General features: G+C 72.7%; 13 protein-coding genes, 1 pseudogene and 1 riboswitch. Of the genes and pseudogenes, 5 read left to right on the top strand and 9 right to left on the bottom strand.

The genetic code is table 11. From position 1 onward, the window contains the following. From ACFFIA_RS33760 to ACFFIA_RS33745, 4 genes are all read right to left on the bottom strand, one after another. Nucleotides 1-693 carry an HAD family hydrolase gene (locus tag ACFFIA_RS33760; RefSeq protein WP_377258958.1) on the bottom strand — a complete coding sequence of 231 codons (693 nt, stop codon included), beginning with the start codon at nt 691-693 and terminating at the stop codon, nt 1-3. 94 nt (nt 694-787) lie between these two features. Further along, nucleotides 788-1570, bottom strand: coding sequence for an energy-coupling factor transporter transmembrane component T family protein (locus ACFFIA_RS33755; RefSeq protein ID WP_377258955.1), 783 nt, complete (start codon nt 1568-1570; stop codon nt 788-790). Continuing rightward, a complete protein-coding gene (locus ACFFIA_RS33750; RefSeq protein WP_377258953.1) occupies nt 1567-2943 on the bottom strand; it encodes an ABC transporter ATP-binding protein in 1377 nt (458 codons plus the stop codon). Before ACFFIA_RS33750 ends, ACFFIA_RS33755 begins: the two co-directional genes overlap by 4 nt. A gap of 10 nt (nt 2944-2953) precedes the next feature. Further along, the gene (locus ACFFIA_RS33745) at nt 2954-3526 is read right to left on the bottom strand and encodes an ECF transporter S component (RefSeq protein ID WP_377258951.1); all 573 of its coding nucleotides are present in this window, start codon (nt 3524-3526) and stop codon (nt 2954-2956) included. Between the two features lie 52 nt (nt 3527-3578). Next, nucleotides 3579-3690: riboswitch (TPP riboswitch) on the bottom strand. A gap of 323 nt (nt 3691-4013) precedes the next feature. Here ACFFIA_RS33745 and ACFFIA_RS33740 point away from each other — a divergent pair. The 5 genes from ACFFIA_RS33740 (at nt 4014) to ACFFIA_RS33720 (ending at nt 9192) form a co-directional block, all read left to right on the top strand. After that, entirely contained in the window at nt 4014-4970 is a 957-nt protein-coding gene (locus tag ACFFIA_RS33740) for a permease (protein ID WP_377259139.1), read from the top strand. A 178-nt stretch (nt 4971-5148) separates the two neighbouring features. Further along, the gene (locus ACFFIA_RS33735; RefSeq protein WP_377258949.1) at nt 5149-5985 is read left to right on the top strand and encodes a TIGR03943 family putative permease subunit; all 837 of its coding nucleotides are present in this window, start codon (nt 5149-5151) and stop codon (nt 5983-5985) included. After that, nucleotides 5978-6730, top strand: a complete 753-nt coding sequence (locus ACFFIA_RS33730; protein WP_377258946.1) for a sugar isomerase domain-containing protein — start codon at nt 5978-5980, stop codon at nt 6728-6730. The genes ACFFIA_RS33735 and ACFFIA_RS33730 overlap by 8 nt, the downstream gene beginning before the upstream one ends. Before the next feature lie 40 nt (nt 6731-6770). Further along, nucleotides 6771-7250: a DUF6328 family protein gene (locus tag ACFFIA_RS33725; RefSeq protein ID WP_377258943.1), complete on the top strand. Its 480-nt coding sequence runs from the start codon at nt 6771-6773 to the stop codon at nt 7248-7250. A 49-nt stretch (nt 7251-7299) separates the two neighbouring features. Continuing rightward, complete coding sequence (locus ACFFIA_RS33720; protein ID WP_377258940.1) at nt 7300-9192, top strand: acyl-CoA dehydrogenase family protein; 1893 nt, start codon at nt 7300-7302, stop codon at nt 9190-9192. A 396-nt stretch (nt 9193-9588) separates the two neighbouring features. Here ACFFIA_RS33720 and ACFFIA_RS33715 read toward each other — a convergent pair whose 3' ends face one another. The 5 genes and pseudogenes from ACFFIA_RS33715 to ACFFIA_RS33695 all read right to left on the bottom strand — a co-directional run bounded on the left by ACFFIA_RS33715 (nt 9589) and on the right by ACFFIA_RS33695 (nt 12808). After that, complete coding sequence (locus ACFFIA_RS33715) at nt 9589-10188, bottom strand: hypothetical protein (protein WP_377258937.1); 600 nt, start codon at nt 10186-10188, stop codon at nt 9589-9591. A gap of 198 nt (nt 10189-10386) precedes the next feature. Further along, complete coding sequence (locus tag ACFFIA_RS33710) at nt 10387-10797, bottom strand: Fur family transcriptional regulator (RefSeq protein ID WP_377259136.1); 411 nt, start codon at nt 10795-10797, stop codon at nt 10387-10389. A 77-nt stretch (nt 10798-10874) separates the two neighbouring features. Next, nucleotides 10875-11165 (bottom strand): annotated as a pseudogene (locus ACFFIA_RS33705) (ArsR/SmtB family transcription factor); the annotation flags it as partial. Between the two features lie 30 nt (nt 11166-11195). Beyond that, a complete protein-coding gene (locus tag ACFFIA_RS33700; RefSeq protein WP_377258934.1) occupies nt 11196-12071 on the bottom strand; it encodes a metal ABC transporter permease in 876 nt (291 codons plus the stop codon). Next, nucleotides 12068-12808: a metal ABC transporter ATP-binding protein gene (locus ACFFIA_RS33695; RefSeq protein ID WP_377259133.1), complete on the bottom strand. Its 741-nt coding sequence runs from the start codon at nt 12806-12808 to the stop codon at nt 12068-12070. Before ACFFIA_RS33695 ends, ACFFIA_RS33700 begins: the two co-directional genes overlap by 4 nt. Nucleotides 12809-12816 lie beyond the last annotated feature (8 nt).

The raw sequence follows: 12816 nt of genomic DNA, 5'->3' as shown, positions 1-12816 counted from the left end.
TCAGTGCACGCCAGCGAGTAGCGCGACCACAGCGTCGATGTCGCTCATGTCGTCGAGCACCACGTGGGCCCCGGCCGCCGCCAGCGTCGCCGCGTCGGTGCCGCCGGTCGCCACGGCCACCGCGGTCACCCCGTTGGCCAGCGCGGCGTTGACGTCGTGCACGGTGTCGCCGACCACCAGCACCTCGGACGGCTCGAACGGGCGGCCGTGCTTGGCCGCGGCCCGCTCGAGCGAGCGCCGCACCAGTGTCGCGCGCACGACGTCTTCGGTGCCGAAGCCGCCGATGTCGAAGTCGACCAGCCCGGCCAGGTCGAAGGCCGAGAGCTTGTCCAGCGCCACCGCGCGGATGTTGCCGGTCACCAGCGTCTGCACGATGTGCGGGCGCGTGCTCAGCTCGACCAGGATCTCGCGGGCGCCGGGCAGCACGCGGCCCTCCTGGAGCAGCAGCTCGCGGCGGGCGGCGAACTCGGCCGCGAACATCGTGAAGAACCGCTCCAGATGCGGCTCGCAGTCGTCGATGCCGTGCATCGCGAAGGTCTCCACCGCGATGTCGCGGTCGGTGCGCCCGCCCGGCTGTGCCATCTGCCGCCAGGTGACGCCGGTGACCGCGGTGAAGGCGGGAGCGTACGCCAGCCGGGCGACGCTCCCGGCGGACAGCAGCGTGTAGTCGATGTCCCACATGACCAGGCGCATCAGTCGATGGTGCCAGGCGGCGGGGCGACCGTCAGTGTGCGCCGCCACAGCAGGGCGTGGGGTTGGGGAACTCTCGATCCAGCATGGTTGGTGCCTATGTCGCGGCGCCCGTCAGCAGCACGGCCGCGGCGAGCAGCAGCGCGCCGGCCACGAAGACCGCGTCGGCGGGGCGGAAGCGTTGCTCGCGGGCGCGCGTGCGCGGCCCGGTCCGGTCGAAGCCGCGCGCGTCCATCGCCACCGCCAGTCGGGTACCCCGCCGGATCGCCCCCACCAGCAACCCGAACGCGGTGGAGACGAAGATCCGCAGCGCGGCGACCGGATTGCCGCCGGCATCCACACCGCGGGCCCGCCGGGCGAGCCGGAGCAGTTGCCACTCCTGGCTGAGCAGCGGTACGAGCCGGAACGCGGCGAGCGTGCCGATCGCGAAGCGGTACGGCGCGCGTACGTTCTGAACCAGCGCGTCCGCGAGGTCGGTCGGGTCGGTGGAGGCGAAGACGAGCACGCCGGGAAGTGCGATCGCGATCACCCGCAACGACAGCCCGAGCGCGCTGCTGAGCACGCTCGTGGTGAGGTCGACCGGCCCGATGCTCAGGAGCAGGTCGCCGGTGCGGTTGGCGGCGAAGAGCACCATCGTCAGCGCGACGCCGGCGGCGCTGATCAGCAGCGGCCAGGCCCGGCGGGCGAGCGTGCCGTACCGGACACCGAAGAGCGGCGCCAGGGCCAGCTCGACCGCGATCGCCACGGCGGGCGGCACCGGGTCGAGCGTGGTGACCAGCGCGACCGTGAAGACCAGCGCGGCGGCCAGCTTCGCGACCGGATTGCGCCGCGCGAAGGGCGCGCGCACTGCGGCGCCGGGGGCGTCGGCTCGCTCGTTCACAGGTGCACCGTCCGGTCGGCGAGGGCCGTGACGAAGGCGGGGTCGTGGGTCACGGTGACGATGCCGCGCCCCTCCTCGCGCAGGCCGGCGAGCAGGTCGACCAGCTCGATCCACGTGCGCCGGTCCTGCCCGAACGTCGGCTCGTCCAGGACCAGCAGCGCCGGGGCTGCCGCCAGCGCCGTCGCCACGCTCAGCCGCCGCGCCTCGCCACCGGAGAGGGTGTACGGGTTGGCGCCGGCCAGCCGGTCCAGCCGCAGCCGCGCCAGCAGCTCATCCACTGTGGAGGCGACCGCCGCCTCGGGCACGCCGGTGCGGCGGGGGCCGAGCGCCAGCTCGTCGTACACAGTGGAGGTCACGAACTGGTGCTCCGGGTCCTGGAAGACCGACCCGATCCGCCGGGCGAGCGCCGGTGCCCGCCAGCGGTGCGGGGGAGTGGCGGCGTCGGCACCGGCGAGCGCTGGCGTGGCGGTGATCCGCCCACCGTCCGGTTTGAGCAGTCCGCCGAGCAGCAGCGCCAGCGTGGATTTCCCCGTGCCGTTCGGACCGAGGATGGCGAGTGCCTCCCCGGCTCGTACCAGAAGATCGACGGCGGCCAACCGGTCGCGGATGGTGGCCCGTTCGGCGGAGAGCAGTGCGTCTCCCGGCGGCGCGCTCGCGCGCCGGGGCGGCACCTCGCGGCCCGGGACCCACACGCCCTCCTCGGCGAGCCGGTCGCCGTGCGCGGCGAACACCTCGTCGGGCGGTCCGTCGGCGCGGAGGCCGCCGCCCGGATCGAGCACGACGACCCGGTCGACGAGCGGGAGTGCCTCGGCGACGCGGTGTTCGACGAGGACGACGGTGGTGCCGGGGTCGACCGCCTCGCGGAGCGCGGTGCGTACGAGGTCGGCGCCGGCGGGGTCGAGGTTGGCGGTGGGCTCGTCGAGCAGCAGCACCTCCGGGCGGAGGGCGAGCGCGCCGGCCAGCGCCAGGCGCTGCTGCTCGCCCCCGGAGAGGGCGGCGGTGGAGCGGTCCCGGCCGTACGGGAAGCCGACCCTGGCCAGCGCCGCGTCGACCCTCGGCCAGATCTCGGCGGCCGGCACGCCGTGGTTTTCCAGCCCGAACGCCACGTCGTCGCCGGCCCGCGCCATCACCAGCTGGGTCTCCGGGTCCTGGAAGACGATGCCGACCCGGCCGTCGACCTCGACCGTGCCCTCCCGCTCGCCGGAGTCGGCGGCGAGCAGCCCGGCCAGCCCGGCGAGCAGCGTGCTCTTGCCCGCGCCGGACGGGCCGAGCAGCAGGACCCGCTCGCCCCGCTCGACGCGCAGGTCGAGGCCGCGGACCGCCCACGCCTTGCGGCCCGCGTGCCGCCAGCCGAAGCCCTTCGCCCGGATCAAGCGACCCGGCTCACACCGCGACCCGGTCGCGGCCGGCCGGGAACCGGTCGAGCACACCGGTCTGGGCGAGCGCGCGGGTGAGCAGCCAGCCGCCGACGCCGGCGATGATGGCGGAGCTGAGCACCAGGAGACCGGTGTACCCCCACTTCCAGCCGGCGCTCGTCTCGGGGTAGTAGTTGATCAGGTCGAGCAGCGTGGCCGCGCCGCCGGCCAGCGCGCCGCCGACGATCGCGGTGGGCAGGCGCCACTGGCGGTAGCCGGTCGCGGCGAACGCGAACTCGCCGGCGATGCCCTGGAACAGGCCGTACAGCAGCGTGATCAGGCCCCACGGCGAGCCGAAGAAGGTGGAGACGGTCGCCGCCACGAACTCGGTGAACACGCCCGCGCCCGGCTTGCGGATGACCAGCGGGCCGAGCACCGCCGGCACCAGCCAGATGCCGTAGATGAGCGCCCGCCCGGGCAGCGGGATGGCACTGGCCGGACCATCCCACAGCAGGCTCCACGCCCAGAAGATGACGCCGAACGCGACGCCCAGCACGGCCGCGACCACGACGTCGACGGTGCGCCAACGGTTGTTGTTCATGTGGAACCTCCCAGTCCTCGCGAACCAGGAGAAGACGCACGCCGGCCATCGGCGAGCCTGAGAATCGACTCCCTGCGCTGGCATTACCCAGATCAGGTTCGAGGGTCTGCGACCGCCTCGCGGCAACCACACTCTCAGCGCTGTGCGCTCCCCTGTCGGTTGTTTCCGCTCACGTTAACACCGAAGGTTTCTCGATTTGAATGGCGCGGTGGCGCCTGTCACCTGCCAAGACAGACGTCAAGAGGTGATTGAAAATGGTTTGCAGCTCACACATGGGCTACCCTGAGGCGGCGCCGTGCGTGGGGGCACCGCGGAGACGTGGAGCGCTGCGGAGCGTTTTCGCCGGATGCCGCACCGAAGGGATTCGCCTGCTGTGACCGCCGCAGACCGCGCTACCGCGCGTAACGCGCAGCCGGACGGCGACGAGATCGACTGGACCTCGCCAGCCGCCCCGGACGAGCCACCGCCCACCGAGCCTCGCCGGCGGATCTTCGGCGACCGCATCGGATCGGTCGAGATCCTCGCGGTGCTGCTCGTGCTCCTCGTGGTCTTCCGGGGGCCGGTCGCCGACGCCATCTCCGACCCCCGCCTCCAGACCTGGACCACCGTCTTCGTGTCGGTGATGGTGCAGGCGGTGCCGTTCCTGGTGTTCGGCGTGATGCTCTCCGCCATCATCGCCGTGTACGTGCCCCGCTCCTTCTGGGCCCGCGCGCTGCCCCGCCATCCCGCGCTCGCCGTACCGGTGGCGAGCTGCGCCGGTGTCGTGCTGCCGGGCTGCGAGTGCGGCGCGGTGCCGATCGCGGGCTCGCTGATGCGCCGCGGGGTCACGCCGGCGGCGGCGCTGGCGTTCCTGCTCGCCGCCCCGGCGATCAACCCGATCGTGCTGGCCGCCACGGCGGTCGCCTTCCCCAACAACCCCGAGATGGTGGTCGCCCGCGGCGTGGCCAGCCTGGTCGTCGCCATGATCATGGGCTGGCTCTGGCTGCGGCTGGGCAAGGCCGAGTGGATCCGGCTGCCGCACCGCCCCGACGTCGACGGCATGCCCAAGGGGCGGGCCTTCTGGGCTTCGGTGCGCCATGACGTGGTGCACGCCGGCGGCTTTCTCGTCATCGGTGCGATGGCCGCCGCCACCATCAACGTCGTGGTGCCCGAGCGGTGGCTCCAGACCCTCGCCGACAATCCGGTGCTCTCGGTGCTGGCGCTGGCCGTGCTCGCCGTGCTGCTCTCGATCTGCTCCGAGGCGGACGCGTTCGTGGCCGCCTCGCTCTCCCAGTTCTCGCTCACCTCTCGGCTGGTCTTCCTGGTCGTCGGCCCGATGGTCGACCTCAAGCTGATCTCGATGCAGACCGGCGTGTTCGGCCGCCGGTTCGCGTTCCGGTTCGCGCCGGCGACGTTCGCGATCGCGATCCTCGTCGCCGTCGGTGTGGGGGCGGTGATCCTGTGAGCGAGCGAGTTGGCGCGGCGGCGTCTGGACTGAGCGGGCCCGCCGACGGAGTCGGGGTTTCGGGCCTGCGAGGGAAGGCGTCGCCTTTGGCGCCGCACGAGCGAGCGAACCCAGCAAGCACTGTGAACGAACGAGTTGGCGCGTTCGGGTTCTTGGCGACGCGAGGGGCGGTGGTCCGGTGAACCGGCAGGCTCAGGCTGTCGTGATGCTGCTGCTCGGCGGCGCGATCGTGCGGGCCAGCGTGACCGACATGTACCTGCGGTACGTGAAGGAGTCGCTCCAGCCGTTCCTCATCGCGGCCGGAGTCGCGCTGATCGCGGCGGCGGTGATGACGCTCGTCCACGAGGTGCTGCGCCCCTCGGGAGGCAACGGCCAAGCCGAGGAGCGGGGCGGCGAGGGCGGATGGCGCCGGCTCGCTGGGCGCCTCGCGGGGGGAGCGGGGGGCGGCCAGCACGACCCCGAGGCCCACGCCGGCGCGCACGACCACGGCCACGACCACGGTGACGGCAAGCCGCACCGCGAGCCGTGGGTCGGCTGGCTGCTCCTCCTGCCGGTGCTGGGGCTGCTGCTGGTCGCCCCGCCGGCGCTCGGGTCGTACGCGGCGGGACAGTCCGGCACCGCCCTCTCCAGCCAGCAGATCTCCGACTACCCGCCGCTCCCGGCCGGCGATCCCGCCAAGATCAGCGTGCTCGACTACGCCTCCCGGGCGGTGTTCGACAAGGGCGTCTCGCTCGGCGACCGCAGGGTGCAGCTGACCGGCTTCATCGCGCGTGGGCCCAACGGCGAGCCGATCCTGGCCCGGATCATCCTGAGCTGCTGCGCCGCCGACGGCCGCCCGATCAAGCTGGGCATGTCCGGCAACGCGCCGGCCGCGCTGGCCAACGACGCCTGGGTCGAGGTGGTCGGCAAGTACACCGAGCAGACCATGAGCGACCCGGTCAACGAGGAGACGATCCCCTTCATCGAGGTGGAGACATGGACCGAGATCGACCCGCCGAAGCAGCAGTATGAGTGAGCTGAGCGCGGAGAGCTACCTGCGCGTGGCGGTGTCCACGATGGAGCGCGTGGCGGCCGGCCAGCGTGCGGGAGTCGATCGGGCCGCCGAGCTGATCGTGGCGGCGGTGCGGGCCGGGGGAGTGGTGCACGCGTTCGGCAGTGGGCACTCCGAGGCCTTCGCGATGGAGGTCGCCGGGCGGGCCGGCGGGCTGGTGCCCACCAACCGGATCGCGCTGCGCGACCTGGTGCTCTTCGGCGGCGAGCCGCCCAGCGTGCTCGGGCCGATGCTGGAGCGCGACCCGTCGGTGGCGCACCGGCTGTACGCGCTGGCGCCGGTCCAGCCCGCCGACGTCTTCGTCCTCGCCTCCAACTCGGGCGTCAACGGCTCCATCGTGGAGTTCGCGACGCTGGTCAAGGAGCGCGGGCACGGGCTGGTGGCGGTCACCTCGCTGGCCCACTCGGCGGGCGTCGACTCGCGCCATCCGTCCGGGCGCAAGCTGGCCGACATCGCCGACGTGGTGCTCGACAACGGCGCGCCGTACGGCGACGCGACCCTCCCGCTGCCCGGCGGCGGCGCGGTCGGCGCGATCTCCTCGATCACCGCGGCGTTGCTGGCCCAGCAGGTCGTGGCCGAGGTGGTGCGGCGGATGGTCGACGCGGGCGAGGTGCCGCCGGTCTATCTCTCCGCCAACATCCCCGGCGGCGACGAGCACAACCACGCGCTGGAAGCCCGATACGCGGGGCGGATCCGGCGCGGCGCGTAGCTGGGTTTGATCTTGAAGCCGGGCGGGCACTGTCGGCGGCGTGCCGGAGACCGACAAGGAACGCTACGAGCGTAACTTCGCCGATCTGCTACAGGAGCTTCGCGTCGCGCAGACCGGTGTGCAGATCCTGTTCGCCTTCCTGCTGACCCTGCCGTTCAGCGTCGGCTTCGAGAAGGTGAGCCAGTTCCAGAAGGACGTGTACGTCGTCGCGCTGCTCGCCGCAGCCGGTGCGGCCGCGATGCTCATCGCGCCCGTGGCGTACCACCGGATGCTCTTCCAGCGCGGCCGCAAGCCCGAGTTGGTCCGCTCGGCGCACCGCATGGCCACCGGCGGGCTGGCGTTCATGCTGGTGGCGATGGTGAGCGCGGTGCTGCTGATCACCGACTTCATCCTCGAACGCTGGGTCGCGTGGCTGTTGAGCGGCATCACCGCCGTGTGGTTCCTGATGCTGTGGGGCCTGTTCCCTCTGCTGCGACGGGACGACCGGGACGGGCCGGACGAGAACCCTACCGTCGGGTAATACCTACGGGTAGCGTGGCAGTAAGCCGTCCTCGTCAAGGGGGTATGCCGTGACCGCGACCGTTTCGGAAAAGCAGGCCAGGCAGGTCGCCGAGGCCGCGCGCGAGTCGGAGTGGCGCAAGCCGAGCTTCGGCAAGGAGTTGTTCCTGGGGCGGTTCCGGCTCGATCTGATCGATCCGTGGCCGGCCGCGTCGCCGGAGTCCGTGGCCGACGCCGAGGAGTTCATGGCGAGGCTCGACGCGTACGTGCGGTCTGATGTAGACGGTGCGCGGATCGAGCGGGAGGCGAGCATCCCCGACGAGGTCTTCCACGGGCTGGCCAGGCTCGGCGCCTTCGGCATGAAGATCGACAAGAAGTACGGCGGGCTCGGGCTGTCCAATTTGCACTACTGCAAGGCGCTCACGCTCGCCGGCTCGGTCAACCCCTCGATCGGCGCGCTCCTCTCCGCGCACCAGTCGATCGGCGTGCCGCAGCCACTCAAGATCTTCGGCACCGAGGATCAGAAGCGGAAGTACCTGCCCCGGCTCGCCGGCGGCGAGGTCTCCGCGTTCCTGCTCACCGAGCCGGACGTCGGCTCCGACCCGGCCCGCCTCGGCACCATCGCCGAGCCGGTCGAGGGCGGCTACAAGCTCAACGGCGTCAAGCTGTGGGCCACCAACGGCACCGTCGCCACGCTGCTCGTCGTGATGGCGCGCGTGCCGGAGAAGGGCATCACCGCGTTCGTGGTGGAGGGCGACGCCGAGGGCATCACGATCGAGCGGCGCAACGCGTTCCTCGGGCTGCGCGGGCTGGAAAACAGCGTGACCCGCTTCCACGGCGTGTTCGTGCCGGAGGAGAACGTCATCGGCGGCCTCGGCAAAGGGCTGAAGATCGCGCTCACCACGCTCAACACCGGCCGGCTCTCGCTCCCGGCCATGTGTGTCGGCGCCGGCAAGTGGTCGCTCAACGTGGCCCGGCAGTGGTCCGCCGAGCGGGTCCAGTGGGGGCGGCCGGTCGGGCAGCACGAGGCGGTCGCCAAGAAGATCGCGTTCATCGCCGCGACCACGTACGCGATGGAGTCCATGTTGGACCTCTGCTGCCTCATCGCCGACGACGACCGCAACGACATCCGCATCGAGGCGGCGCTGGTCAAGCTCTTCGCCAGCGAGATGGCGTGGCAGGTGGCCGACGAGCTGGTGCAGATCCGCGGCGGCCGGGGCTACGAGACGGCCGACTCGCTGGCCGCCCGGGGCGAGCGCGCGGTGGAGGTCGAGCAGATCCTCCGTGACCTGCGGATCAACCGCATCTTCGAGGGCTCCACCGAGATCATGCACCTGCTGATTGCCCGCGAGGCGGTCGACGCCCACCTCTCGGTCGCCGGCGACATCATAGACCCGGAGGCCGGGCTCGGCCGCAAGGCCCGCGCGGGCGCGAAGGCGGGCGCCTTCTACGCCAAGTGGCTGCCCACGCTCGCCGTGGGGCGCGGGCAGGTGCCGACCGGATACGGCGAGTTCGGCCCGCTCGCCAGCCACCTGCGGTACGTCGAGCGCGCCTCCCGCAAGCTGGCCCGCTCGACGTTCTACGCGATGTCCCGCTGGCAGGGAAAGCTGGAGCGCAAGCAGGGCTTCCTCGGGCGGATCGTCGACATCGGAGCGGAACTCTTCGCGATGTCGGCGGTGTGCGTGCGGGCCCGCGCCGAGCGCTCGTCCCGGCCGGAGGGCGTAGAGCTGGCCGACCTCTTCTGCCGCCAGGCGCGGCTGCGCGCGGAGGCGCTTTTCGCCGCACTGTGGGACAACACCGACACGCTCGACGCGAAGGTGGCCCGCCGTGTGCTGGAGGGCCGCTACACCTTCCTGGAGGAGGGCGTCGTGACCCCGCCGTCGGACGCGGCGTGGGTCTCCACATGGGAGCCGGGCCCGTCCACCGCGGAAGACGTCCGCCGCCGCATCCCACCTCCGGCCTGACGCGCCCTGGTCCGGGCGGTTGCGCCGCCCCGCGACAGCCCGGGTCGGTGCCAACGCGCCCACACGCCCAGGGCTCCAGTATCTGGGCTACCGCGACGCCCGTCGTGGTCCAGACCGTTGCTCCCGCAGCCTCGCCCTCCGCGATCCCGCTCGCGGCCGTTGGCGGGAGGGCGCTGTGCGTCCGTGGCGATTTCTTGCTCCTATTGAGCCTGTTGCAAAATTGCTCGATCGCAGTGGGTGTCGAGAAGAACACGGCTGTATCGGTCGCTGGCCGTCGAACGGCGGCCAGCGAGGGTTAGCGCGACCCTCAGTTCGCGCGAATCTGACGATTTTGCAACAGGCTCTATTGGGGCAATTTTTCGCCACGCACGACCCCCTCACCCGAGAGGGTGTGGGTCAGCCGCGCAGGCCGAGCGCGCGCAGTTCGAGCGCGGCCAGGGCGTCGACCGCCTCCTCGTCGCCGCGGCGCCAGGCCTGGGCGACGTCCGGGTCGATGCGGGCCAGCTTGCGCAGCGGCTGCGTGGCGAGTGCGCGCAGGGCGAGCAGGTCGCGGCCGGCCGGCGCGTCGCGGAGGCTGGCCGCCGCACCGGCACGGCGCATCCAGCGCAGCCGCAACGGCAGCCACACGAAGAGCACGAGCCCCAGCGGAAACACCAGCAGGCCGAGGGAGAGCACCAGCGCGAGGTCGCCCACCACGTCCTGCTGCTCCTGGCCGGCGCCGGCGAGCGAGCGGGCGGCGTCGGCGGCGCCCTGGAAGGGGGCGGCCAGCTCGTCGCCCACGCCCGGTACGCCGTCGATGCGACCGCCCACGTCGGACAGGCCGTCGGCGAGCCCGTTGCCCGCCCCCTCCAGGCGCTGGCCCGGTATGGCGAGCTTCTGGACCAGGTCGTGCAGCCACATCGCGGCCCGGATGGCGACGTACACCCAGGCGACGACGAGCAGGTCGGTGATGAGCTGGCGGGCGGCGACGGGGGCGCGGTCGGCGTAGATTCTCACGCGGATCAGCGTCCCCCAGGATGACCAAGATCACGCGGTAGGGGTCGCGCCCGCGCGGCGGCGCCTCAGCCCGCGGCGGGCTCAGCGGGCATGGTCGCCCCAGCCTGTGCCAGGTCAGCCCGTGTGGTGGCGTCAGCCCGCGCGAGGTCGGCTGGTGTGGTGGCCTCGGCCCGTGCGAGGTCAGCCCGTGTGGTGGCCTCAGCCCACGCGGCGGGCGCACTCCGGGCAGGTGCCGAAGATTTCCAGCGTGTGGCTCACACTCACGTAGCCGTGCTGCGCGGCGACCCGGTCGGCCCAGCTCTCCACCGCCGGACCCTCCACCTCGACCGTGCGGCCGCAGGAGCGGCAGACCAGGTGGTGATGGTGGCCCTCGCTGCACCGGCGGTAGAGGTGCTCGCCGCCCGGCGGTCGCATGACGTCGACCTCGCCGGAGTCGGCCAGGCCCTGGAGCGTGCGGTAGACCGTGGTCAGGCCGACCCGCTCACCCCGATCGCGGAGCATGGCGTGCAGCTCCTGGGCGCTGTGGAAGCCTTCCACCTCGCCGAGCAGCGCGCTCACGGCGGTGCGCTGGCGCGTGTTGCGGACCGCCGCCCCGGTCCCCTCGTCGATGCTCACCGTGTCTCCTTGATCGCTCGCTCACCGTCGCCGTGTGCCGACGCCGCCGGGCCACGCTCCCTCACGTGTACCTCCCGTGCGTGGCTGACGGCGTCGGCCACGATGTGCGCGATGTGCTCGTCGACCAGCGTGTAAGCGATCTCACGGCCGCGCCGGGCGCCGCGCACCACGCCGGCGCCCCGAAGGACGCGCAGATGCTGCGAGACGAGCGGCTGCGGGGCACCGAGCTTGTCGACCAGCTCGTGCACGCAGCGCTCGCCGCCGGCCAGCTCGGTGACGATCGCGACGCGGATGGGCGCGGAGAGGGCGCGGAGCAACTCGCCCGCACCTTCGTACGCCTCGTATCCGGTCGTCGTGGTCACCCCGCAACCGTAGACCAAATCGGGAGGCGGTCAGCGCTCGAGGACCACGTCCGGTGGTTCGACGTCGGCGGTGTGGGGGAACGCCTGGACCCGGCGGCGCAGGAGGCGCCAGACCGCAGCCCCGGTGGAGATCGCGATGAAGGCCCCGATGGCGAGTACGACGATGGTGGCGCCGGCCGCGGTGTTCACCGTGCCGGCCAGCCACACGCCGGAGCCGGCGGCCAGCAGGCCCAGCCCCATCGCCAGCGTCATCGTGGCGCGGAAGCCCCGGGTCACCTGCTGCGCGGCCGCCACCGGTACGACCATGAGCGCGCTGACCAGCAGCAGCCCGACCGTGCGCATGGCGATCGTGACGGTCACCGCGGCGGTCACCGCGATCAGCACGTTGAGGGTGCGTACGGGCAGGCCGGAGACGCGGGCGTACTCCTCGTCGTGGCAGATCGCGAAGAGCGCCGGCCGCAGCAGGAGCATGGCGGCGACCACGGCCGCGCCCAGCACGACGATCACCACGAGGTCGTCGCGCGAGGTGGTGGTGAGCGAGCCGAAGAGGTACGCCATTAGGTTGGCGTTGCTGCGGTTGCTGGAGAGGCCGACGAGCATGACGCCGCCCGCGATGCCGCCGTAGAAGAGGAGGGCGAGCGCCTGGTCGCCGGAGGTGCGGCCGCGCTCGCGGAGCAGCTCGATGGCGACCGCGCCGGCGGTGGCGACGATCACGGCGGTGAGCACGGGGGAGCGGTCGAGCAGCAGCCCCACGCCGACGCCGGTGAGCGCCACGTGGCCGATGCCGTCGCCGATCAGGGACATCCGCCGCTGCACCAGGTAGATGCCGAGCGCGGGCGCGGACAGCCCGATCACCAGTGCGCCGATCAGCGCGCGGATCATGAAGTCGTACTCGAACATGCTCATGAGTGGAGGACCCCGCCCGGTGCCGAATGCTCGTGCGGATGGACGTGGTCATGGCCCGGAAGGGCATGATGGCCCGCCGGCGGCGGGCACGCGCCGTCGTGCGCGATCCGTCCATCGTGTACGACCACGGCCCGCCCCACCAGCGGCTGGAGCGGCCCCAGCTCGTGCGCGACGAGCAGCACGGTGCCGCCGCCGGTCACGAAGCCGTGCAGTGCCTCCGCGAACGCGTCCTGGCTGGCGGCGTCGACCCCGGCCGTCGGCTCGTCCAGCACCAGCAGCTCGGGCTGGCCGGCCAGCGCGCGGGCGATGAGCGTGCGCTGCTGCTGCCCGCCCGACAGCGTGGCCACCGGGTCGCCGGCCCGGTCGGCGAGGCCCACCGCGTGCAGGGCGGCCATCACGACCGCCCGGTCGGTCGCGCCCGGCGGGCGGAACAGCCCGCGCCGGGCCAGGCGGCCGGAGGCGACCACCTCGCGCACGGTGGCGGGTACGCCGCTGCCGGCCCCGATCCGCTGCGGCACGTACCCGATCCGGTGCCACTGCCGGAAGCGCCGCAGCGGCGTACCGAAGAGCGCGATGCTCCCGGCGCGGAGCGGGTTGAGCCCGAGGACCGCGCGGATCAGCGTGGACTTGCCCGAGCCGTTGGCGCCCAGGATCGCCACGACCTCGCCGGACGCGACGCGGAGGGAGACGTCACGCAGGACGGGGCGGTCGCCGTACGCGACCACCCCGTGCGCCATCTCCACGA

This window comes from Phytohabitans kaempferiae (assembly GCF_042433955.1).
GTDB lineage: Bacteria > Actinomycetota > Actinomycetes > Mycobacteriales > Micromonosporaceae > Phytohabitans > Phytohabitans kaempferiae.
This window is presented reverse-complemented; position numbering and strand designations above follow the sequence as displayed.